The organism is Streptomyces sp. NPDC048484 (assembly GCF_040651415.1).
Taxonomy (GTDB): Bacteria; Actinomycetota; Actinomycetes; order Streptomycetales; family Streptomycetaceae; genus Streptomyces.
This window is the reverse complement of sequence record NZ_JBEZJY010000011.1, coordinates 122,004-144,292: the sequence shown is the minus strand read 5'-3', so window position 1 is coordinate 144,292 and position 22,289 is coordinate 122,004. Positions and strand designations below refer to the sequence as shown.

General features: G+C 71.0%; 20 protein-coding genes. 12 read left to right on the top strand and 8 right to left on the bottom strand.

What is annotated here, in order from left to right; genetic code table 11:
* Window positions 1-131: 131 nt before the first annotated feature.
* The 3 genes from AB0D14_RS13910 to AB0D14_RS13900 all read right to left on the bottom strand — a co-directional run bounded on the left by AB0D14_RS13910 (window position 132) and on the right by AB0D14_RS13900 (window position 3,653).
* Entirely contained in the window at window positions 132-1,103 is a 972-nt protein-coding gene (locus AB0D14_RS13910) for a geranyl diphosphate 2-C-methyltransferase (RefSeq protein ID WP_362778119.1), read from the bottom strand.
* Between the two features lie 64 nt (window positions 1,104-1,167).
* Entirely contained in the window at window positions 1,168-2,226 is a 1,059-nt protein-coding gene (locus AB0D14_RS13905; RefSeq protein ID WP_362778118.1) for a family 2 encapsulin nanocompartment cargo protein terpene cyclase, read from the bottom strand.
* A complete protein-coding gene (locus tag AB0D14_RS13900; RefSeq protein ID WP_362778116.1) occupies window positions 2,223-3,653 on the bottom strand; it encodes a family 2B encapsulin nanocompartment shell protein in 1,431 nt (476 codons plus the stop codon). The genes AB0D14_RS13905 and AB0D14_RS13900 overlap by 4 nt, the downstream gene beginning before the upstream one ends.
* A 542-nt stretch (window positions 3,654-4,195) precedes the next feature.
* On the opposite strand from AB0D14_RS13900, the gene paaA reads away from it, so the two are divergent.
* The 8 genes from paaA (at window position 4,196) to AB0D14_RS13860 (ending at window position 11,278) form a co-directional block, all read left to right on the top strand.
* Window positions 4,196-5,182, top strand: coding sequence for a 1,2-phenylacetyl-CoA epoxidase subunit PaaA (paaA, locus tag AB0D14_RS13895; RefSeq protein WP_362778113.1), 987 nt, complete (start codon window positions 4,196-4,198; stop codon window positions 5,180-5,182).
* Window positions 5,183-5,214: 32 nt separating this feature from the next.
* Window positions 5,215-5,538: a 1,2-phenylacetyl-CoA epoxidase subunit PaaB gene (gene paaB / locus AB0D14_RS13890; RefSeq protein ID WP_362778212.1), complete on the top strand. Its 324-nt coding sequence runs from the start codon at window positions 5,215-5,217 to the stop codon at window positions 5,536-5,538.
* A gap of 10 nt (window positions 5,539-5,548) precedes the next feature.
* Window positions 5,549-6,376: a 1,2-phenylacetyl-CoA epoxidase subunit PaaC gene (gene paaC, locus AB0D14_RS13885; RefSeq protein WP_362778110.1), complete on the top strand. Its 828-nt coding sequence runs from the start codon at window positions 5,549-5,551 to the stop codon at window positions 6,374-6,376.
* A gap of 59 nt (window positions 6,377-6,435) precedes the next feature.
* Window positions 6,436-6,948 carry a 1,2-phenylacetyl-CoA epoxidase subunit PaaD gene (gene paaD / locus AB0D14_RS13880; RefSeq protein ID WP_362778108.1) on the top strand — a complete coding sequence of 171 codons (513 nt, stop codon included), beginning with the start codon at window positions 6,436-6,438 and terminating at the stop codon, window positions 6,946-6,948.
* Window positions 6,948-8,177 (top strand): 1,2-phenylacetyl-CoA epoxidase subunit PaaE, encoded by a 1,230-nt coding sequence (paaE, locus tag AB0D14_RS13875; protein WP_362778105.1) that lies wholly within the window; start codon window positions 6,948-6,950, stop codon window positions 8,175-8,177. Before paaD ends, paaE begins: the two co-directional genes overlap by 1 nt.
* Window positions 8,178-8,438: 261 nt before the next feature.
* Window positions 8,439-9,803 carry an FAD-dependent oxidoreductase gene (locus tag AB0D14_RS13870; protein ID WP_362778103.1) on the top strand — a complete coding sequence of 455 codons (1,365 nt, stop codon included), beginning with the start codon at window positions 8,439-8,441 and terminating at the stop codon, window positions 9,801-9,803.
* Between the two features lie 137 nt (window positions 9,804-9,940).
* Complete coding sequence (locus tag AB0D14_RS13865) at window positions 9,941-10,642, top strand: SDR family oxidoreductase (protein WP_362778102.1); 702 nt, start codon at window positions 9,941-9,943, stop codon at window positions 10,640-10,642.
* A gap of 63 nt (window positions 10,643-10,705) precedes the next feature.
* Entirely contained in the window at window positions 10,706-11,278 is a 573-nt protein-coding gene (locus AB0D14_RS13860; protein ID WP_362778100.1) for a TetR/AcrR family transcriptional regulator, read from the top strand.
* Window positions 11,279-11,476: 198 nt separating this feature from the next.
* Here AB0D14_RS13860 and AB0D14_RS13855 read toward each other — a convergent pair whose 3' ends face one another.
* Entirely contained in the window at window positions 11,477-12,166 is a 690-nt protein-coding gene (locus AB0D14_RS13855; RefSeq protein ID WP_362778098.1) for an HAD family phosphatase, read from the bottom strand.
* Window positions 12,167-12,186: 20 nt separating this feature from the next.
* Window positions 12,187-12,663, bottom strand: a complete 477-nt coding sequence (locus tag AB0D14_RS13850) for an Lrp/AsnC family transcriptional regulator (RefSeq protein WP_362778096.1) — start codon at window positions 12,661-12,663, stop codon at window positions 12,187-12,189.
* A gap of 249 nt (window positions 12,664-12,912) precedes the next feature.
* Between AB0D14_RS13850 and AB0D14_RS13845 the strand changes: the two genes are divergently transcribed.
* The 3 genes from AB0D14_RS13845 (at window position 12,913) to AB0D14_RS13835 (ending at window position 17,477) form a co-directional block, all read left to right on the top strand.
* Window positions 12,913-14,436, top strand: coding sequence for an FUSC family protein (locus AB0D14_RS13845; RefSeq protein WP_362778093.1), 1,524 nt, complete (start codon window positions 12,913-12,915; stop codon window positions 14,434-14,436).
* 449 nt (window positions 14,437-14,885) lie between these two features.
* Window positions 14,886-16,337 (top strand): nitric oxide synthase oxygenase, encoded by a 1,452-nt coding sequence (locus AB0D14_RS13840; RefSeq protein WP_362778092.1) that lies wholly within the window; start codon window positions 14,886-14,888, stop codon window positions 16,335-16,337.
* Between the two features lie 96 nt (window positions 16,338-16,433).
* Window positions 16,434-17,477, top strand: coding sequence for a lactonase family protein (locus AB0D14_RS13835; RefSeq protein WP_362778090.1), 1,044 nt, complete (start codon window positions 16,434-16,436; stop codon window positions 17,475-17,477).
* A 109-nt stretch (window positions 17,478-17,586) separates the two neighbouring features.
* On the opposite strand, the gene AB0D14_RS13830 is transcribed toward AB0D14_RS13835, so the two are convergent.
* Window positions 17,587-18,510: a hypothetical protein gene (locus AB0D14_RS13830; RefSeq protein WP_362778087.1), complete on the bottom strand. Its 924-nt coding sequence runs from the start codon at window positions 18,508-18,510 to the stop codon at window positions 17,587-17,589.
* Between the two features lie 133 nt (window positions 18,511-18,643).
* Entirely contained in the window at window positions 18,644-19,753 is a 1,110-nt protein-coding gene (locus AB0D14_RS13825; RefSeq protein ID WP_362778085.1) for a BadF/BadG/BcrA/BcrD ATPase family protein, read from the bottom strand.
* A gap of 253 nt (window positions 19,754-20,006) precedes the next feature.
* Between AB0D14_RS13825 and AB0D14_RS13820 the strand changes: the two genes are divergently transcribed.
* Complete coding sequence (locus AB0D14_RS13820) at window positions 20,007-20,684, top strand: uracil-DNA glycosylase (protein ID WP_362778083.1); 678 nt, start codon at window positions 20,007-20,009, stop codon at window positions 20,682-20,684.
* Window positions 20,685-21,043: 359 nt separating this feature from the next.
* Here the strand turns inward: AB0D14_RS13820 and AB0D14_RS13815 are convergent, their stop codons facing one another.
* A complete protein-coding gene (locus AB0D14_RS13815) occupies window positions 21,044-22,129 on the bottom strand; it encodes an exo-alpha-sialidase (RefSeq protein WP_362778082.1) in 1,086 nt (361 codons plus the stop codon).
* Window positions 22,130-22,289: the final 160 nt, after the last annotated feature.

The window sequence follows — 22,289 nt, the reverse complement described above, 5'->3', positions numbered from 1 at the left end:
GCGCCTACGGCCGTCTGGTCGCCCTGCGCTCGGGCGACCTCGCGTACCTCCACGTCCACCCCAACGGCGAACCCGGCGACGGGCGGCTCCGACGCGCACGGGCGCTGAGGCGGAGCCGCCCGGAGGGCCGGTCAGACGCGGTCGGCCACGATGAGCAGATACTGGAAGCTGCCGTTCCGATACGCGTTCAGGAACGTTTCCTCGATGCCGGTGACCAGATGGCCGGCCTGTTCGCGCAGAGCCCAGTAGGGGATGGTGTCGGCGGTCAGGTCCTGCACATGGACGGGCACGAGCCGATTGCGGGCCATCGCCCGGAAGTACTCCGAGCGCGGGTGGATGTCGCAGATGTAGTGGGCGTTGATCAACGACACCTCACGCGAGGCCCGCCCGTAGGCGTCGTTGTAGCAGCCGGTGATCGTCACATAGCGGCCGCCGCGGCGCAGCAGTCGGGCGTGCTCGGCGAAGAGCAGGTCCAGCTCCACGTACATGGTGGACTCGTTGTTCCACGAAGCCGCGTACGCACCTGTGGCCAGGCCGGTGTCGAGCATGTTCCGGTGGTGGTAACGCACCTTGTCGGCGATGCCCCGCTTGCGGGCCTGCTCGTTGGCGAAGTCGGCCTGTTTCCTGGAGATCGTCACTCCGTCGGTGTGGCAGCCGTACCGCAGATGAGCCACCACGCTGCCGCCGCCGCGCCCGCAGCCGGCGTCGAAGACATGGTCGGTGGGGGAGAGCGCCCCGAGATGGGAGGCGAGCAGCTCGGCCTGGGCCTGTTCCAGACGGTGCAGTTCGGCGGTGACGCGGTCGCGGTGCTCGGCGGAGCCGCCGCCGGAACGTTCCCCGCTGCGGCCCGCCTCCGAGCCGGTGACACCGCTGAGCACGGACCGGTCGACGGCTCCGATGCCGTAGTGGTGGTGGTACAGATCGTCGATCTTCCCGAGTTCGAGGTTGACCGGGTTCTCCTCGGCGTTCCAGTAGTCCGCGACGCTGGACTGGTACGTCGACTGGTAGGCCGACTGGTACGTGGACTGGCGCGGTACCGGTGCCGCCGAGGCCTCGGCCGCGGTCTGGGACTCGGTGTCGGTTTCGGTGTCTGCGATGGTCAAGGGGCACTCCTCGTGGCGCGGTGACGATGACGATGACGGTGGCGACGGGCCGGGACAGGCGGCGCTACCAGTAGTTCGGCAGGTGGTAGCGGTGGGAATTGGTGGCGTGCCATTCGTGGTTGCCGGACACCCACGAGGCCAGTCCCTCGGCATAGCGCGCGACAAGGGGCGAGGTGGCGGACAGTGCCGCCGACTCCTCCTCGAACGCTTCCATGATCCTGTTGTGGATCTCGACGGCCTGGAGATAGGCGGCCTTCAGCCCGCACCGCTCGTTGGCGGCGATGACCTGAGGCAGATTCAGATGGGTGGGATCGGAGGCCAGTTCCTTGGTGAAGGAGTACAGGTCGTTGACGATCGTGGTGGCGTTGCACGCGAGCGCGGTGATCCGCTGGATCTCGGGCCGGGCGTACAGGGCTTCGGGCAGTTCGTAGCCGTCCACGGCGTCCACGATCGACAGACAGGGGCGGAAGTTGTTGAACTGCCGCATCACCAGGTACTCCCAGACCTGCGGCAGGTACCGGATCTCGGACCAGGCGGCCTCCGCGAGATAGCCCAGGTGCAGCCGGGCCAGGTCGTGCGTGATCCGGTCGATCTGGCTGGGCGTGGCGAGGTCGCCGTAGTCCCGCAACGCGTGGCGGTACGAGCGGAGCGGCCCGTCGGCGTCCATGCCGCGGCGCCACTCCTCCTCCAACTCAGGTGTGCCGTGGTACGGATCGAGTGCCGACTGGGCCATGATCAGCCGCCCGCCCAGTCCGCGCGAGGCTCCGCCCCTGCCCTCGACCTCCTCGCAGTAGCAGTCGTCGACGACGTTCTCGGCGAGCAGCAGTTTGCCGGCCGCCGTGAGGTGGTCGAGGCCGATCGCTCCGGGGTGCTGGAGCACGACGGCCCGGCCGCACTGGAACCCCGCGAAGTCCCCCGTCCAGCTCTGGGGAAACAGATCCAGCGAACGGGCCCAGGCCTCCAGCCTGCGGTCGATCTCCGCGGCCTTCTCCGGGTCCGCGGGCACGGCGGGCCGGTACCGCAGCCCGGGAACCGCGCCGCCCCGACGGCTGGTGGCGGCGCGGGCGAGGCTCGGCGGTCCGGGCAGTCGCGGCGCCGGACCGGACATGGGCGGTGCGCTCATTCCGCGGTCCGCCCGACCTGGACGTCCTCCAGGATTCCCGCCGCGTCGGGAACGAGGATCGCCAACGAGTAGTAGGCGGTGACCAGATAGTTCATGACCGCGGTGGTGTCGATGCTCATGAACCGCACGTTGAGCCCCGGCTGGAACTCCTCGGGAATGCCGGTCTGATACAGGCCCACGACGCCCTGGTCCGCCTCTCCGGTGCGCAGGGCGATGACGCTGCTCGTTTGCTGCGGGCTGATCGGGATCTTGCCGCAGGGCAGGAACGGAACCCCGCGCCACGCAGGCACCTGGTGTCCCTCGATGTCGACCGTGCCGGGCACGAGACCGCGCCGGTTGCACTGCCGGAAGAAGGCCGCGATCGCCTTCGGGTGGGCCAGGAACACCCGGGTCTTGCGGCGCATCGACAACAGCTCGTCGAGGTCGTCCGGTGTCGGGGGACCGGAGAAGGTGCTGACACGCTGGCTGTGGTCGACGTTGTGCAGCAGACCGAAGTCGCGGTTGTTGACGAGTTCCCACTCCTGGCGTTCGCGGATCTCCTCGATGGCCAGGCGCAGTTGCTGCTCGGTCTGGTTCATCGGGCTGTTGTAGAGGTCCGCGACCCGGGTGTGGACGCGCAGGACCGTCTGGGTGAGCGACAGCTCGTACTCGCGCGGAGCGAGGTCGTAGTCGACGAAGCCGCCGGCGAGGACCGGCTCGCCCACGTGCCCTGCCTGCACGGGGACGTCGGCCTCGCCCTTGCGGTTCATGGGCTTGCTCTGCCGCTCGGCGAACGCGGCCAGCTGCGCCGCGAAGGACGGGGTGCGTTCGGCGAGCTGCTCGAGGCCGTCCCAGTTGACCGCCAGCACCACGCCCGCGGTCTCGGCCCGTACCGAGTTGTGCCACCGCGGTTCGGCCTGGCCGATGGCCTCGTCGCCCAGCCCCTCCCCGTCCGTGACGACCCCGGTGACCTCTTCCTCGCCGTACTTGCCCGTGGTGTAGCGGGTGAAGCGGCCGTGGACGACGAGGTACGCCTCCGTGACGGGCTGCCCGGCGTCGAAGAGGATCTGGCCGGCGCGTACCTCCCGCACCCGGAAACGTGAGGCGATCTCCTTCAGGGCCGCCGTGTCGGAGTAGCCGCGCAGGGAGGGGAGTTCGGTGAGCGTCTCGGGGATGACCTTGATGTCGTCCGCGCCGTTCTGGTCGAACTGCACCCGGCCCCGTCCGACGCGGTGCTGCAGTCGCCGGTTCACCCGGTAGGCGCCGCCCTTGACGTCCACCCAGGGCAGCATTTTGAGCAGCCAGCGCGAGGTGATGGCCTGCATCTGCGGTTCGGACTTGGTGGTGGTGGCGAGCTGACGTGCCGCCTGGGTGCCGAGGCTGGTGAACCGTGGTTGGTCGCCGGTGGGCCCGGCGGCGCTGTCGGGGGGACTTTCCGGGGCAGTCACATGTCCTCCGAATACCTGAGTCGTCAGTCGTCGTGAGTGGCCGTGGGCGGACGCGCATGGCCGTGAACGGGTGCGGGGGCGCCTCGGGGATGCACCGGGCGGCCGTCGGGTGTGGGTTCGCGGGGACTGTGGAGGTCGGGGGAGAGTTCCGGGGCGGCGTACGCCGGGGCAGTGGCTGTGTGGCTGTACGGACGGCTGGGCAGTGCCGCGCCGCCGGTCAAGCCAAACAGTCAGGGGTGGCCACCGGGAACCGCGTGAAAGGGGCGTGTTCATGCCTCGGACGTGAAGATCCGTTGCACGGGGCAGGGCGCCCACGACGGTGTGCTCCCACGCCGGTCGTCCGCCCCGTGCGACCGGCGCAGGGGGCGCGCGAGCGGCTCGGGCATGGACTCCGTATGCCCCTTTTCTCCGTTGCCCCCGTTTCCGGACCGCGTCGCCTGATCGGGCCCCCGTCCTGCCCCCGTCCGGCCCGGGTCTTGCCCGGTCGCGGGAAAGACGGCACACTGGTACCGAACGAATGGTCGGTAGGGAAGCTGGTATCGATGACCACGACACACTCCGCCGAGACGCCCCTCCCGGAGCAGTTGTTGCAGGAGCACTTCGACGCGACGATCGCGCGGGACCAGCGGATCGAGCCCCGCGACTGGATGCCCGACGGCTATCGCAGGACGCTCGTCCGGCAGATCGCGCAGCACGCGCACTCGGAGATCATCGGCATGCAGCCGGAGGGCGAGTGGATCACTCGGGCCCCGTCGCTGCGCCGCAAGGCCATTCTGTTCGCGAAGGTCCAGGACGAAGCCGGGCACGGCCTGTATCTGTACTCGGCCGCCGAGACTTTGGGCGCCGACCGTGCGGACCTGACCGAGCGGCTGATCGAGGGACGCCAGAAGTACTCGTCGATCTTCAACTACCCGACCCCGACGTTCGCCGACGTCGGAGTGATCGGCTGGTTCGTCGACGGCGCGGCGATCTGCAACCAGGTTCCGCTGTGCAGGAGTTCGTACGGGCCCTACGCGCGCGCCATGGTGCGGATCTGCAAGGAGGAGTCGTTCCACCAGCGGCAGGGCTACGAACTGCTGCTGACCATGATGCGCGGCACCGAGGCGCAGCGGACCATGGTCCAGGACTCGGTGGACCGCTGGTGGTGGCCCTCGCTCATGATGTTCGGCCCGCCCGACGGCGACTCACCGAACTCGGCGGCCTCGATGGCCTGGAAGATCAAGCGGCACACCAACGACGAACTGCGTCAGCGGTTCGTCGACATGACCGTCCCGCAGGCCGAGAAGCTGGGCGTGACGCTCCCGGACCCGGACCTGCGCTGGAACGCGGAGCGTGGTCGCCACGACTTCGGCACCCCCGACTGGGCCGAGCTCAAGTGGGTCATCAGCGGCGACGGACCGTGCAACGCCGAGCGAGTGGAGCGCCGCAGGTCCGCCCACGAGGAGGGCGCCTGGGTACGGGAGGCGGCCACGGCCCATGCGGCCAAGCAGGCCCGGCGCGCGTGCGCACGTGAAGGAGCGGTGGCATGAGCGACACCACTGACACCACCCCGGGCGACGCGATCGCGGGTGACACCGCCCCGGAGGCCGTCCAAAGCACTCCCAAGGGCGACTGGCCGCTGTACGAGGTCTTCGTGCGCGGCAAGCGCGGGCTGAACCACGTCCACGTGGGCTCCCTGCACGCCGCGGACGACGCCATGGCCCTCACCCACGCGCGCGACCTGTACACCCGCCGCAACGAGGGAGTCTCGATCTGGGTGGTGCGCTCGGAGCACATCGCGGCCTCCACGCGCGACGAGAAGGACCCGTTCTTCGCGCCGAGCGCCGACAAGGTCTACCGTCACCCGACCTTCTACGACATCCCCGACGACGTCCCGCACATCTGAGGAGCAGGGCATGAGCGACGACCATGTCTACCTGTCCCTCGCCGAGGGGCACGAGGACGACGCGCGCTGGGCGTACGGCACCGGCTTCGAGGACCCGCTGCACGGGGTGGACACCACCGTGCCCGAGGGCATCGACGCCGGCCTGCTGGCCACGGACTGCGTGGCCCTCGCGGACGACGCCCTGGTGAGTGCCCAGCGGCTGGCCGAGTGGACCACCCACGCCCCCGAGCTGGAGGAGGAGGTCGCGCTCGCCAACATCGGCCTCGACCTGCTGGGCCAGGCCCGCCTGCTGTACGCACGCGCGGGCCAGGCCGACGGCACCGGACGCGGCGAGGACGCATACGCCTACTTCCGGGACGCGGAGAACTTCAGGAACGTACGTCTGGCCGAACTCCCGGACGGGGACTTCGCGTTCTCGGCCGTCCGGCTGCTGGTGCTGTCCAGCTGGCGGCTCGCGCACTTCGAGGAGTTGTCGTCGCATCCCGACCCCGTCCTGGCGGCCGTCGCGGCGAAGGGTGTCAAGGAGCTGACGTATCACCGGCAGTACGCGGCCGAGTGGGTCGTGCGGCTGGGCGACGGTACGGACGAGTCGCACCGCCGCACGCGTAGCGCGCTGGAGCAGGTCGCCCCGTACTTCGGCGAGTTGTTCACGGCGTACGACGTACGGGACGAGGTGGTCGCCGTCCTGCGGCAGGTCACCGAGGCGGCCGGGCTGCCCATGCCCGTGTACCGGCCGCTGCCCGGGGCCGGCCGTGCCGGGGAGCACACCGGGCATCTCGCGCCGCTGCTGGCCGAGTTGCAGAGCGTGGCCCGCGCGCACCCGGGAGCGACATGGTGACGGCTGAGACGGCTAGGACTGCTGAGACGGCCAAGGCCGCTGAGACAGACAAGGCGGCCATGACCGTGCTGACGGACGTGCGGCGCGCCCGGCACATCGCCGAACAGGTGCCGGATCCCGAGCTGCCCATGCTCACCCTGGCCGACCTCGGGGTCCTGCGCGAGGTCGAGTTGACCGGCGACGGCACCGTGGTCGCAAGTCTGACGCCGACCTACTCGGGCTGCCCCGCGATGGCCGAGATGCGCGCGGGCGTGGCGGCACGACTGCGCGGCGCGGGCTACACGCGCGTGGAGATCCGTACGGTCCTGGACCCGCCGTGGACGAGCGACTGGATCACCCCGGAGGGCCGCCGCAAGCTCACCGAGCACGGGATCGCGCCGCCGGGAGCCGCACCCGGGCGCGCCGCCGGCCCGGTGCCCCTCGTGCTGACTCCCGCCCGCCGCACGGTGGCCTGTCCGCGCTGCGGCTCGGCGGACACCGAGGAGACCTCCCGTTTCGCCGCCACGTCCTGCAAGGCGCTGTGGCGCTGCCGCGCCTGTCGCGAGCCGTTCGAGTACGTCAAGGAGATCTGATGGAAGGCCCGAGGGAAGAGCCGGCAGGAGGCCTGACGGGCCCGGCTGCCACGACGGCCGTGACGGCCACGGCTGCCACGGCTGCGGCGCCCGCGCCGGCCGTGGGTGCCGCTCCGACCCCCGACCCCGGCTCCGGCTCCGTGTCGGCGGTGCGTCGCCGCGTGCGCCGCCGTGCGGCCTTTCACGCCCTGCGCGTGGCCGCCGTACAGCCGCTGTGCGAGGACGCGGCCGCCGTGAGCTTCGAGGTCCCGGCGGAGCTGGCGGCGGAGTTCGCCTTCGCGCCCGGTCAGTCGCTGACGCTGCGGCGTGTGGTCGACGGACGGGACGAGCGCCGCTCGTACTCGATCTGCTCTCCGGCCGGTTCGGTGCCACGCATCGGTGTGCGGGTGGTGCCGGGCGGTCTGTTCTCGGCATGGCTCGTGCGTGACGTGCGCCCCGGCGACACGGTCGAAGTGATGGCTCCCACCGGCACGTTCACGCCCGACCTCGCCGCGCCCGGCCGTCACGTGCTGGTCGCGGCAGGCTCCGGTGTCACGCCGATGCTCTCCATAGCCGAGTCCGTCCTGGCCGCGGACCCGCGCTCGACGGTCACCCTCTTCTACGGCAACCGGCGCACGGACACCGTGATGTTCGCCGACGAGCTGGCGGATCTGAAGGACCTGTACCCGGCCAGGTTCCAGCTCGCCCATGTGTTGTCCCGTGAGCCCCGCGAGGCCGAGGTGCTGTCCGGCCGCCTCGACGCGGACCGGCTCTCGGCGCTCGTCGGCTCGCTGGTCGACGTGAAGGCGGCGGACCACTGGTGGCTGTGCGGGCCGCACGGCATGGTCCTCGACGCTCAGCGGGTCCTGACCGGTCTCGGCGTGCCCGGCGATCGCGTCCACCGGGAGCTGTTCTACGCCGACGACGAGCCGATCCGAGAGGTACGTCACGAGGAGACGGCCGTGCGGGGGCCCGTCAGCCAGGTCACCATCACGCTGGACGGCCGCTCAACCACCTCGGGTCTGGCCAGGGACCGGAGCATCCTCGACGGCGCCCAGCGGACCCGCCCCGATCTGCCGTTCGCCTGCAAGGGCGGCGTCTGCGGCACCTGCCGTGCGCTGATCACCGACGGCAAGGCCGACATGCGCCGGAACTTCGCCCTGGAGGACGCCGAGGTCGACGCGGGGTACGTCCTCACGTGCCAGTCGTTCCCGGTCTCCGAGACCTTGACCGTGGACTACGACAGCTGAGGAGCTCCGAGGCACTGAGCACCTGAAGGGCCGAGAAGCTGAAGAAGCGGCCGGCTGAAGACGTGGCGAGCCGAACATCGCTACCTCGGCCGGCTGCCTGTCGCGGCACCGGCCACCTCGCTGCTGGCCACCTCGCTGTGAACAACAACTCATAAGTCGGCTTTATGGGGTCATAGATCCAACCCGGCTACAAGCTTAGGCAAGCCTTAGTTTAGGCTCCCCGGTGAGTACTCCTGATCACCGCTCGAAGGGAACCTGATCATGCCTCGCCCCCTGCGGGTAGCCATAGTCGGAGCCGGCCCCGCCGGGATCTACGCCGCCGACGCGCTGTTGAAGTCCGCAGTGGCCGTCGAGCCCGGTGTCTCCATCGACCTCTTCGAGCGGATGCCGGCGCCCTTCGGGCTGATCCGCTACGGCGTCGCCCCCGACCACCCGCGCATCAAGGGCATCATCACGGCCCTGCACCAGGTGCTCGACAAACCGCAGATCCGTCTCTTCGGCAACGTCGACTACCCGAACGACATCAACCTGGACGATCTGCGCGCCTTCTACGACGCGGTGATCTTCTCCACCGGGGCGACGGCCGACCGGGCGCTGGACATACCCGGTATCGGGCTCGACGGCTCGTACGGCGCGGCGGACTTCGTCTCCTGGTACGACGGTCACCCGGACGTGCCGCGGACCTGGCCGCTGGAGGCCGAGAAGGTCGCCGTCCTGGGCGTCGGCAACGTAGCGCTCGACGTGGCGCGCATCCTCGCCAAGACCGCGGAGGAACTGCTGCCGACCGAGGTTCCGCCGAACGTCCACGAGGGTCTCAAGGCCAACAAGGCCCTGGAGGTGCACGTCTTCGGCCGTCGCGGCCCTGCGCAGGCGAAGTTCAGCCCGCTGGAGCTGCGGGAGCTGGACCACTCCCCGAACATCGAGGTCATCGTCGACCCCGAGGACATCGACTACGACGACGGCTCGATCGCGACCCGGCGCGGCAACAAGCAGGCCGACATGGTCGCGAAGACGCTGGAGAACTGGGCGATCCGCGACGTCGGCGACCGTCCGCACAAGCTGTTCCTGCACTTCTTCGAGTCGCCGACCGAGATCCTCGGCGAGGACGGCAAGGTCGTCGGTCTGCGCACCGAGCGCACCGTCCTCGACGGCACCGGCAACGTCAAGGGGACCGGCGAGTTCAAGGACTGGGACCTCGGGGCGGTCTACCGTGCCGTCGGCTACCTGTCCGACAAGCTGCCCAAGCTGCCCTGGGACGTCGAGTCGGGCACCGTCCCGGACAGGGCCGGCCGGGTGATCGAGGAGACCGGCGAGCACCTTACGTCCGCGTACGTCACCGGGTGGATCCGGCGCGGCCCGGTGGGCCTGATCGGCCACACGAAGGGCGACGCCAACGAGACGGTCGCCAGCCTCCTGGACGATCACCGGAACGGCCGTCTGGGGACCCCCGCCTCGCCGGACCCGGGGTCGGTGGACGCGTTCCTTGCCGACCGGAACGTCCGCTTCACCACGTGGGAGGGCTGGTACCGCCTGGACGCCGCGGAGAAGGCGCTGGGGGAGCCCCAGGGTCGTGAGCGGGTGAAGCTCGTGGAGCGTGAGGACATGCTCAAGGCGAGCGGCGCGTAGACGCACCGGGAGTGGCCTCGCTGCGGCAGCGGGGCCACAAGCGGGGTCACTTGCTTTGTGAAACCGATCGGTTTACCTTTCTGAGGCGAAGGGAAACCGATCGGTTTCCGCGCGTGTGTCGAGGTTCGGAGAGTGTCATGACTGCAATCGAGGGTTCCGTCGTCCTGGTGACCGGCGGTGGCAGGGGGATCGGGAAGGCGCTGGTGGAGGGGCTCTTCGAGCGGGGAGCGAAGAAGGTGTACGCCACCGCCCGCGACCCGCGTACGGTCACGGACCCCCGGGCCGTACCGCTGGCCCTGGAGGTCACCGACCCCGCGTCCGTTGCGGCGGCCGCGGAGCGGGCCGACGACGTCACCATCCTGATCAACAACGCGGGCGTCTCCGTGAACGCCTCCTTCCTGGACTCGCCGGTCGACGACGTGCGCCGGGACTTCGAGACGAACTTCTACGGGCCGCTGCTCACCGCCCGGGCGTTCGTCCCCGTCATCGAGCGCAACGGAGGCGGCCACATCCTGAACGTCCACTCCGTGCTGTCGTGGATCGGCCTCGCCGGCTCGTACAGCGCGTCCAAGGCCGCGCTCTGGTCCCAGACCAACTCCCTGCGGCTCGACCTCCGCCCGCGGGGGATCGGCGTCACGGGGCTCCATGTCGGATACGTCGACACTGACATGACCGCGGCGGTCGACGCACCCAAGTCCTCGCCTGCCGACGTGGCGGCCCAGGCGCTCGACGGCATCGGGAGCGGAGCCTTCGAGGTGCTCGCCGACGACGTGTCCCGCCAGGTCAAGTCCGGGTTGTCGGCCGACCTTTCGGTCCTGTATCCGCAGCTGGTGGCCTGACCGGTCATCCCGGTATACCGATCGGTTTTCCGGTTGTCGTCCCCCGGAGGTAGCCTCGCCGTCATGGCCACCAGCACGGACAAGACATCCACGAGGGACCGGCTGCTCGACGCGGCCATGGAGCTGTTCTACCGCGACGGCGTCTCCATCGGCGTCGAGGCGCTGTGCCGGGCCGCCGGGGTCTCCAAGCGCTCGATGTACCAGCTCTTCGAGAGCAAGGACGACGTGCTCGCGGCGAGCCTGGAGCGGCGTGCGCCGGAGTACGGGCGAAGGCTCCACCTCGGCCCCGAGGACCCCAGGCCGCCGCGGGCGCGGATCCTGTACGTCTTCGAGCAGCTGGAGCAGGCGTCGACGGAGGACGACTTCCGGGGCTGTCCGTTCCTGTCGGCCCTGGTCGAGCTGAAGGACCCCGGGCATCCGGCGAGCGTTGTCGCCCTGCGGGTCAAGGGCACGCTGATCGAGGCCTTCCGGGTGGAGGCGGAGCGCGGCGGCGCACGCGATCCCGAGCTGCTCGCCCGTCAGCTCACCCTCGTCTTCGACGGCGCGAGCGCCCGGGCCGGCGCAAAGGCGGAAAACCTGGAGGGCCTCACCACCACGGCGGCCACGGCCCTGCTCGACGCGGCGGGCATGAAGTAGGGAAGCACCCTCCAGGCGTACGAGGAACCGCGAGCCCAGCCCATACCGTCCCGGGCCGCGACCAGGCCCCCAGTCCCACTCGCCCGGGCCCACTCACCCAGGGGCGCGGGGAACTGCGCGCTCAGCCACGGGCAACCCGCGCTCTCCCACTCACCGCGCCCCTGTGGCACCCAACCGACCGCCTGACCGCCTGACCCCCTAACCGTCAAATCGGCGGAGCCACTCGTACACGCCGCGCGCCATGAACTCAGCCTGCCCGCCCCGCACAACCAACTCCGCCGTCGCGAACGCGGGATCATCGGCCTGTCCCGCGACATACGGGACCGCGACACACCGCATCCCGGCCGCACGCGCAGCGACGGCACCCGGCACGGCATCCTCAAAAACCACGCAGTCCCCAGGAGCCGCTCCGAGCCGCCGTGCCGCCTCCAGAAAGACATCGGGAGCAGGCTTCCCACGGGGGACCTCCTCCGCCGAGACGACCGTCCGCAGATACGCGTCCAGCCCCGTGCCCGACAGAATCGCCTCGATGGCCAGGCGCGAGGAGCCCGAGGCCACGGCCATGGGGACCCCGTCACCGGCCAGCAGTTCCACGAACCCGCGCATCTCCGGGTAGACCCGCGTGGACGCGCGGGCCAGCTCCAGGTAGCGGCGGTTCTTGTCCGCGAGGAGCACGTCGAGCGGGGTGTCGAGGGCGTACCGCTCCTTCCAGAGCGCGATCGTCTCCTGTGTGCTGATGCCGACGTACCGCTCGTGGTCGGCCCAGCTGAAGTCCGTGACGCCCTGCTCGGCGAGCGTCTGCCGTCCCGCCTCGAAGTAGTTCGGCTCGCTGTCCACGAGCGTGCCGTCAAGATCGAAGATGACCGAAGTGCCGCCGAGATTGCTCATGGTGTCCAGGATGCCAATGATCAACCCCGGGCCGTACGGCCGATCGCCTCCACCAACGGCAGCACCCGCTGCGGTACGCGCTCGCGCAGTGCCACCTCGGTGCGCGTGCGGACGACCCCCGGCAGGCTGATCAGCGCCTGGATCACGTCCTCCAGATGTCCGTTGTCCCTCGCGACGACCCGGGTCAGCAGATCTCCGCCGCCGGTGATCGAGAACGCCTCGATGATCTCCGGCACGGCTGCCAGCGCGTCCCCCACGTCGTCGAGATGCCCCTGGGTGACCTCGATGTGCACGAACGCGAGCACCGGGTGGCCCAGCGCGGCGGGGGAGAGCGAGGGGCCCGTCCCGGTGATCACTCCGTCCCGCTCCAGCCGGTCGAGCCGCGCCTGCAGCGTGCCGCGGGCCACGCCGAGGACGCGGGCGTACTCCCGCACGCTGGTGCGCGGCCGTTCGAGGAGCAGTCGCAGGATGCGGGTGTCGAGCTCGTCCACGGCCATGGTCCGTTGGCCTCCCTACGGTATTGAGTGATCGTTTCTGACTGTACCAATGGCCCAGTGGAGCGGACGCCTGTTGAGCCACTGCGCCTCTCCTGCTTAACGTGTGGCTGTTGATGGCGACGTGCAGCGCCGGCCGGCAAGGAAGCCGGACCAAAACCGCAGCAAAACCAAATCAACGCCGAATCAACGCCGAATCAACGCCGAACCGGACCTGCGGCGCCACTCCCATGTCCTTGTGTCCTTGAAGCAATGCGAAACGGGGGCGGGCTGCCGACGGTGAAGAAGATGTTCATGGCTCCGGATCCGGGCCTGGTACGGCTGCGGGTCTCGCTGCGGGCGGTGCTCGGCATCGGCCTCGCGGTGACCGTGTCGGAGCTGGCCGGGCTCTCGCTGTCCGCCTCGATCACCGGGGGTCTCACCGCGCTGCTCGCACTGTTCACGGTCGGCGACGCGACCGTGCGCGGCCAGGTGGTCACCACCGCCCTGCTGCCCGCCGTCGGCTTCCCCGTCCTCGCCCTCTCAGCCGTGCTGCACGCGGTACCGACCCTGCGCGACGCGGTCTGGCTCGCAGTGATCTTCTGCGGGGTGTACGCCCGCCGCTGGGGACCCCGTGGCCACGCGCTCGGCATCTTCGCGTTCATGACCTTCTTCATCACCCAGTTCCTGCACGCGGTCCCCGGTCAGCTGCCGCAGCTGTACGCCGCGATGGGCCTGTCACTGGCCGCGTCCTCGGCGGTGCGGTTCGGCGCGTGGTGCATCGAGCGGCGCACTCCGGCACCGGTCACGTCCGCCGCGCCGGCCGGCCGCGGCCTCTCCCGGCCGACCACCCGCCAGGCCTTCCAGGCGACGGCCGCCTGCGCGTTCGCGATCGCCGCGGGCCAGGTCCTCTCGCACGAGCGCTGGTACTGGGCCGTCGGCACCGCCTGGTGGATCTTCGTGAACACCGCCTCGCGCGGCGAGACCCTGGTTCGGGGGTTTCGGCGGGTCCTGGGGACCGTCATCGGTATCGCCGTCGGCCTGGTGATCGCTGTTCCGCTGGATGGAGCCGGTGCTCCCACCTCGGGGCTTGTCGCGGTCTGTGTGTTCGGCATCTTCTATGCGGCCGCGGTGTCGTACACGTGGATGATGCTGTCGGTGACGGTGATGGTGGGCCTGCTGTACGGGCTGCTGGGGGTGCTCGATCCGGGTCTGCTTGTTCTGCGTGTGATGGAGACGGGGGCGGGGGCGCTCGGCGCGGCGCTCGCTGTGCTGTTGGTGCTCCCGGTGACCACGCATGCCACCACCGATGCGTGGGTCCAGCGCGCGTTGCACTGCGTCCATGCCTGCACGTCTGAGGCTGCCGCCCGCCTGGCCGGGTCCCCTGCCGCAGACCCGGCCCGGTATGTGGCTGAGCTGGAACTGCTGTTGGGCAGGGTGCGGCTCTCGCTGTCCCCGCTGGTGCACCCGCTCAGCCCGTTGCGGGCCCGCAAGGCGCGGGCCCGCAAGGTCATCGTGCTGCTTGACCAGTGCGCGCGGGAGGTGCGCGGCCTGGCATCGGTTGCCGCGGATCCCGATGCCTCCCACGACGCGAGGCTCGCTGCCGCCTGTCGGCGGGTGGAGGCGGCGGTGGAGGCCCTGACCGTGCCTGCTGCGGCGCGGAGTGCGGTCGGCATACCCGTCGCCGCAGCGCACCCTTCCGGTGGTGAGCCGGCCCTGACCCATCTGCATGGTCTGGAGCAGGCGCTGAAAGCACTCGCCGTACCCTTGCGGGGCCCCATCACAGCCCCCGCCTGACGGGGCCTGCCCCTGCAACAGCGGCACACGGCGTCGGCTTCGTCAGTTCACCGACTGCCGGAACCTGGCGAGCGCCGTGCGTACCGCGGGCGCGGAGCCGGTTTTTGAAGCCCGCGCCTGCCCGAGGGCAGGTGATTCCGGTCCGTACTGCTGCGCAGTACCAACAGCCGCAGCACCAGGAAGCGTCCGAACCCCCGCCCGCCTCCATGGCCTGGAACGAGCGCTCACCGCGCCGGCCACACCGCTGCGGGGTTCGCTCGCGGGCGCCTGAACTCCTGTCGTACGCAGGCGAGTTGGACATCCTGCCCGCGAATGAGGCAGATTTACCGGCCACGTAGAGGGTGGATCAGGCCACGAGGAGGGTAACCCGGCGGCTATCAGACGCACGGAACCCGCGGACCGTGCGGGAGCGGTCCGCGGGCGGAGCCACCTGGGGGTGCAGGTGCACCATGCGGCATGTCCCACGCAGGATCGGCCAACGCCTGCTCGACGACGGGAGCGCGGGGCTTCCGGCGCCGGCACCACCGGCACCACCGGCACCACCGGCACAGGAGGGGCCGGGCGGATGGCTGGACCGGGTGCCGGCCGATCCCGGCCGGTGTCCCGCAGGCGGCGTCGACGACGCACGGCCACGTCGTACGGGAGCGGCCGGGCAGCATGACCGCGGCCCGGCCCCCGAAACGGCCGCCGGGCGCCTCGTCGAACACCCGCCCCCGGGGGGCCCGCCCGACGCCGTGTCCCCGGCCGCACTCCGGCGCCTCTTCCTCGCGGCCGCGGAGTTCATCGCCCTGCGGCACACCGAGGAACGGCTCGGGGACCCGGCCCGCCGGATCGCCGCCGTACACCGGGAGATCGCGGACTCGGGCACGTACCGGCAGACGACGAAGGAACTCGTCTTCGGCGCCCGAGTGGCCTGGCGCAACGCCAACCGCTGCATCGGGCGGCTCTACTGGCACTCCCTGCGCGTGAACGACCGCAGGGACGTGACGGAGGCGCAAGGCGTCGCCGACGCGTGCGCCGACCATCTGCGCGAGGCCACCCGCGACGGCCGGATCCGTGCGCTCATCACCGTCCTCGCCCCGGACCGGCCGGGCCGGCCGGGCCCGCGGATCTGGAACGAACAGCTCATCCGGTACGCGGGCTACCGGCGCCCGGACGGCGGTGTCACCGGCGATCCGCGCAACGCGGGCATCACCGCGCTCCTGCGTCGTCTCGGCTGGCCCGGCGGCCCCGGAACCCCCTTCGACGTCCTGCCCCTGGTCGTCCAGGGAGGCGTGGCCCGGGGCGGCGCCGTTCCGAGCGGCGGCGGTACGCCCCGCTGGTTCACGCTGCCCGCGGACGCGGTGCTCGAAGTGCCCCTCGACCATCCCGAGTACTCCTGGTGGCGCGGGCTCGGTCTGCGCTGGCACGCCGTCCCGGCCCTCGCCAACATGTGCCTGGAGATCGGCGGAATCTGCTACCCGGCCGCGCCCTTCAACGGCTGGTACATGGGCACGGAGATCGGCGCGCGCAACCTCGCCGACGCCGACCGCTACGACCTGCTGCCCCGCGTCGCCGAGCGGCTGGGCCTCGACACGCGCACCGACCGCTCCCTCTGGAAGGACCGCGCCCTGGTCGAACTCAACCGCTCCGTCCTGCACTCCTTCGACCGCGCCGGCGTCAGGGTCACCGATCACCACACCGAGTCGCGCCGTTTCCTCACCCACCTCGGCCGCGAGGAGAGCAGCGGCCGCCCGGTCGGCGCGGACTGGTCCTGGATCGTGCCGCCCATCTCGGGCAGCGCCACGCCCGTGTTCCACCGGACGTACGAGACGGTCGAACAGCACCCCGCCTACGTGCACCATCCGGAGGCACACGCCCGGGCGCGCGGCGAGACGCAGGCGGATTCCGATTTGGTCTAGTCCATTCGCTGCTACCGTCGCCCCACGGACATGGCACCGAGAGACGTGACACCGAGAGCCATGGCACCGAGAGACGTGGTACCGAGAGGGGACGCAGTGACGGACGGCGACGGACGGCAGCGACGGGCGTACATCGGCTCCTTCACGGCGGCGGGAGGCCTGGGAGTGCTCACCGCCTCCGTGGACGGGGAAACCGGCGCTCTGACGCTGCTCAGCGCCGTGAACAGCGTGGCCGACCCCTCGTATCTGGCCCTGTCGCCCGGCGGAGACATGCTCTACGCGGTGAGCGAGACGACGGAGGGCGCGGTCGCCGCCTACCGGGTGAAGGGCGACGAACCGTCCCTGACCGGCCCTTTGGTACCGGTCGGCGGCAGCGGCCCCACGCATCTGAGCCTCTTCGACGGGCACATCCTGACCGCCAACTACGGCTCCGGCAGCGTCAGCGCCCTGCCCGTCCGCCACGACGGGAGCCTCGGCGCCGTCGCCGGTGTACTGCGGCACGAGGGCGCCGGCCCGCACACACAGCGCCAGCAGGGGCCGCACGCCCACCACGTCCAGCCGGATCCGAGCCGCCGATGGGCCGTGAGCGTCGACCTCGGCACCGACTCGGTACGGGTGTGCGCACTGCGCGACGGCACACTCGCGCTGCACCGGGAGATCGCGCTGCGACCCGGCTCGGGGCCCCGCCATCTGGCGTTCCACCCCGACGGCGAACACGCCTACGTCCTCAACGAACTCTCGCCGACCGTCACCGCCTGCCGCTGGGACGCGGTCAGGGGCTCGCTCAAGCCGGTCGGGGAGACGTCCGTGCTGCCCGACCTCCCGGACGGCGGCGCCTACCCCTCCGGCATCGTCGTGTCGCCCGACGGCCGCTTCGTGTGGACCGCCACACGCGGCCCGGATGTCGTCTCGCTGCTCGTGCCCGGAGCGGCCGGTGAGGGGTTGCGACTGGTCGCCACGGTGTCGTGCGGCGGCACCTGGCCGAGAGCGCTCGCCCTCGACCCGACGGGCCGCTTCCTGTACGTGGCCAACGAACGATCGGGGAATGTCGCATGGTTCCTGGTGGACCCCGACACGGGCGTACCGCGGCGCGGCGGGTCGGTCAAGGCACCGGCGGCGTCCTGCGTGGTGCTCGACTAGGACCTGTCCCAGGGGGTTCTTGCCGGAACCCCGAAGGGCCCGGCTCCGGAAAGCGGAGCGGGGCCCTTCGGGATGGTGCGTGTGCCGGTGCGTGGGCGAAACGGCCCCGTCAGCGGACCGGCGCGCCCTGCGGCTGCGGCGGTGCGATGCCGAGCGCTGTCGTGTACTTGGCGAGCGCCAGCTTGCCGATCGCCGGGTACGGGCCCAGCGCCTCGGCGGCGGAACAGCCCGCCTCCTTCGCGGCCTCGTCGAGCAGACCCGGGTCCAGCTCGGGGCCGATCAGATAGGGGGCGAGCGCCAGCTGCTGGGAGCCCGAGGAACGCAGTTGCTCGGCGGTGGCCGCGATCGCGCCCTCCTCGTCCAGCGCCGCCGCCATCACGGGTACGGCGAGTCGCGCGGCGAGCAGCATGCCGGTGATCCCGGCCGCCTGCACCGCCTCGTCGCCGCCCACGGACGCCAGGATGATGCCGTCCGCGGCCGTCGCCACGGTGAACAGCCTGGCTCGGTCCGCGCGCGCCAGGCCCGCCTCGGACAGGCGCACGTGCAGCGCCTCGGCGAGCAGCGGGTGCGGACCGAGTACATCGGTCAGGTCGGCCGAGACACGGCTGTCCATGACGGCCTGGCGGACGCGGCGCAGCAGCGCGCTGTCCGGACCGGCGAGCAGCGGCACGACCACGGCCACGGGGCCGTCGGGCTCCACGACGTCCGCACCGGCCGCGCGGGCCTGCTCGAAGCGTGCGGCGCGCTCCTCGAAGGCGTGCGCGAGCACCGACTGAAGGGTGGGGAACTCGGAGTCGTCCCCGTCCAGGTACCCGATCCGGGCGTCGAGGCCGGGCAGCTCGGAGCGAGCGATGCTCACGACCTCCTCGGCGAGGCTACGGGTGGCGGCGCTGGGCGTGCCCGGCACCGCGAGGACGAGCGCGGGCGCGCCCTCGGGAGCCGCCAACGGTTCCGGTCGGCGGTGCCGGCCGGGCTGGCGGGGTCGCGGCATTCGTACTGGTAGGCCGGACGCGGGCCCAGTGGGGGAGCTCATGGCGCCGAATGTTACTGGTTTCCTGGGCTCCCCTGTTCGGGGAGGGTGCAGGTGAGCGGTATCCGTCCGGTTTTGTCTGATGAGTTACGTACAGATTGATCTACCTGGCTATCTTCGGATGGATATCTACGGATCAAGATGAACGGTCTCGTGACGGGTTGTCCGTGGTCGTCGCCGTGTCCGTGGCGTCCGCGGTACCCATGGTGTCCGCGGTATCCATGGCGTCCCGCACGACGTACAGCATGCTGTCGTCGTGCGGCAGGGTCAGACGGTCGTCGGCCAGCTCGACGGCGATACCGACGGCACCGTCGAGCGGGTCACCCGCGGCCGGAACCTGCCGGGCGTGCGGCAACCGGTCCGTCAGGGCGGCCCGTAGCGGTACGAGGAGGGGGTCGCCCATCTTGAACAGCCCGCCCGTGAGGGCGAGACAGATCTCCCCCGGGACCTCCCCCGAGACCTCTCCGGCCCCTCCGGCCTCTTCGGCTGTGGGACACACCGCGGCGGCCGAGTCGGCGATGTGCCGGGCCGCGGCGGCCAGGATGCCGACCGCCGTCGGGTCGCCGCCGTCGGCACAGGCGGCCACCTCCGGCGCGAAGGACGCCAGCACGGCCGGCCGGTCAGGGCGCGGATAGAGCTGCCCCGGCAGCGCCGGAGCGGAGCCGAACACCGCCTCGACGCGTGCCAGCAGGGGCACCGAGCCGCCCGGCCGCCGGTCGTAGGCGCGCAGCGCCGCGTCGAGGCCGGCCTGACCGATCCAGGCCCCGCTGCCGCTGTCGCCGAGCAGGTGGCCCCAGCCGTCCGCCCTGCGCCACTCGTGCAGGTCCGTGCCGATCGCGATCATCCCGGTGCCGGCCGCGACGACCGCGCCCACCCGCTGCCCCAGCGCACCCGTGTACGCCGTGACGGCGTCGGCGACCAGGGCCAGCCGCCGTACGCCGAGTTCACGGGCCAGTGCCGAGGGCAGTTCGGCGCGCAGCGCGTCGCCCAGTGTGGTGAGGCCGGCGGCGCCGACGGTGACGGCCCGGAGTGTGCCGACCTCGGTGTCGGTCATCAACCGCCGGGCCATCGGCACCAGTTGTTCCAGCAGATGCCCGGCGTCGATGCCGCGCGGTCCGGTGCGCACCGGCTCCCTGGACGTCAGCGGCGTGGTGACCCGGCCTCCGTCGACAGCGAGGACGACCCGCAGCCCCGATCCGCCGGAGTCCACCCCCAGCACGCCCGACCCGCTCCCGGGGCCGGTCACGGCAGCCGCCGGTCCTCTGGGTGTCCGATCGGGTGTCCGAGCAGAAGGGCCGACCAGGTGTGACGACCATGGCGGAGTGGCTTGACCGCTGGACGCAACAAGCTCCCCTCCTTCCCGGTGGCCGGCTGCGTGATCTGCCCGACCGGCTCGCGGACCTCGACTGAGGAGGAAGACTAGCGTCCGAGGGACGGCTGTTGTGCGGAGGCTTCCCGTGTATGCGGGGCTCCGGTGTGTGCCACTAGAGTGACGGACCGTGGCACCACGACCCTTGAATGAACTTGTTGAAGCGGGCTGGGCGAAGGCCCTGGAACCTGCGGCTGAACGTATCGCTGCGATGGGGGACTTCCTCCGGGCCGAGATAGCGGCCGGCCGGACCTATCTGCCGGCCGGGGCGAACGTCCTGCGCGCTTTCCAGCAGCCTTTCGACGATGTGCGCGTCCTGATCGTCGGTCAGGATCCTTATCCCACGCCGGGGATGGCCGTCGGGCTGAGTTTCGCGGTCTCGCCGGAGGTGCGTTCGCTGCCGGGAAGTCTGGAGAACATCTTCCGGGAACTCCATGCGGATTTGTCGCTGCCCAGGCCGTCGAACGGGGATCTGACACCGTGGACCGAGCAGGGGGTGCTGCTGCTCAACAGGGCGCTGACGACGGCACCCCGCAAGCCGGCCGCGCACCGCGGCAAGGGCTGGGAAGAGGTCACCGAGCAGGCGATCCGGGCGCTGGTGGCCCGCGGTACGCCGCTCGTGTCGGTGCTGTGGGGCAGGGACGCCCGCAATCTGCGTCCGCTGCTCGGGGATCTTCCTGCGATCGAGTCCGCCCACCCGTCGCCGATGTCGGCGGACCGGGGTTTCTTCGGTTCGCGTCCGTTCAGCCGAGTCAACGACCTGCTCGTCGAGCAGGGTGCCCCGCCGGTCGACTGGCGCCTGCCGTAGGGCACGGCCTGGCGTCGTAACGGCCGGGTCTCCTTGCCGAAGTGCCACAGGTTCTTCGTCGGCCGGTGGTACGGGGCGAGCGCCGCCTGCCCCGTACCACCGGCCCGCGAGGTGTTCGTGATCCGCGAGGGGACGCCGCGCCGCCGGTGTGCCCGGCCGGCCCGGGCAGCTCCACGTCCCGTGCTCCGGTCGGCTCCCCGGACCCTGACGGCGGTGGGCCACTGGAGACATGCGCGCCGAACGCGCGGAACCGGGTTTCGCGGGGCGGAATCGTCAGACAGGTCCTGGAGGCCGTGCGCGAGCGAGCGTCCGAGTCCCGGAGACCGACCGGGTGCCGCGGAGGGGTCGGTCGCGGGAGCTCAAGCGATCACCGCGGCCCGTACGCAGAGGACATCGGGCAGATGGGACGCCAGTTGCTGCCAGCTGTCGCCATCGTCGGCGGACGCGAACACCTCTCCGTTGCGGTTGCCGAAGTACACGCCCGCCGGGTCCGCGCCGTCCGTGCACAGGGCGTCGCGCAGCACCGTGCCGTAGTGGTCCTCCTGCGGCAGGCCCGCCGAGAGCGACTCCCAGCTCTTGCCCGCGTCCGCCGTGCGGAAGACACGACATCGGCGGTCCGCCGGGACCCGGTCCGAGTCGGCGGTGATGGGGAACACATAGGCGGTGCCGCCGCGGTGGGGATGAGCGGCCACAGCGAAGCCGAACGTGGACGGCAGGCCCTCACCGATGTCCGTCCAGTGGCTCCCCGCGTCGTCGCTGCGGTACACACCCCAGTGATTCTGCAGATAGAGACGGTCCGGTGTCGCCGAGTCCCGCGCGACCTTGTGGACGCACTGGCCGAACTCCGGGTCCGGATCGGGCAGGAACACCGCCGAGATCCCGGAGTTGGACGGCTCCCAGCTCTCGCCGCCGTCCTTCGTGCGGAAGACACCGGCCGTGGAGACGGCGACCGTCACCGCACGCGGATCGCGGGCGTCGGTCAGGATCGTGTGCAGGCCCTCACCGCCGCCGCCCGGCACCCACCGCGAGCGGGTGGGATGTTCCCAGAGAGGACGGACGAGCTCGAAGGACTCGCCGCGGTCCGCCGAGCGGTACAGCGCGGCCGGCTCCGTGCCCGCGTACACCACGTCCGGCTCGGCCGCCGACGGGTGCAGTTGCCAGACCCGCTCCAGCGAAGCACCCGTGTCCTGGGGGAACTTGACGGCGGCCTTGGCCGGCTCGGTCCAGGTGCGGCCCAGGTCGTCGGAGTGGAACACGGACGGGCCCCAGTGGGCGCTGTCGCCTCCGACGAGCAGCCGCGGCGTATCGGTCCGGGTGTCGATCGCGACCGAGTAGACCGCCTGGGCGTTGAAATACGGGCTGTCGTCGAACTCCCAGGCGTCGTCGCGCCGCCGCCCGACGAACAGTCCCTTGCGCGTGCCCACCGCGAGCAGTACCTCGGTCATGCCAGCCACCTCCGGACGTCGTTGTCTCAGATATCGGCCAGTGTGCACCCCGGCACTGACAATCACCCCTGAGCGGCATATCGACGCAGGTCAGGGCGTTTCTCATGGGGTGGCGGTGATGTGGGGCACGTCTCGTGAGCAACCGGCGGGCCGCTCCCGT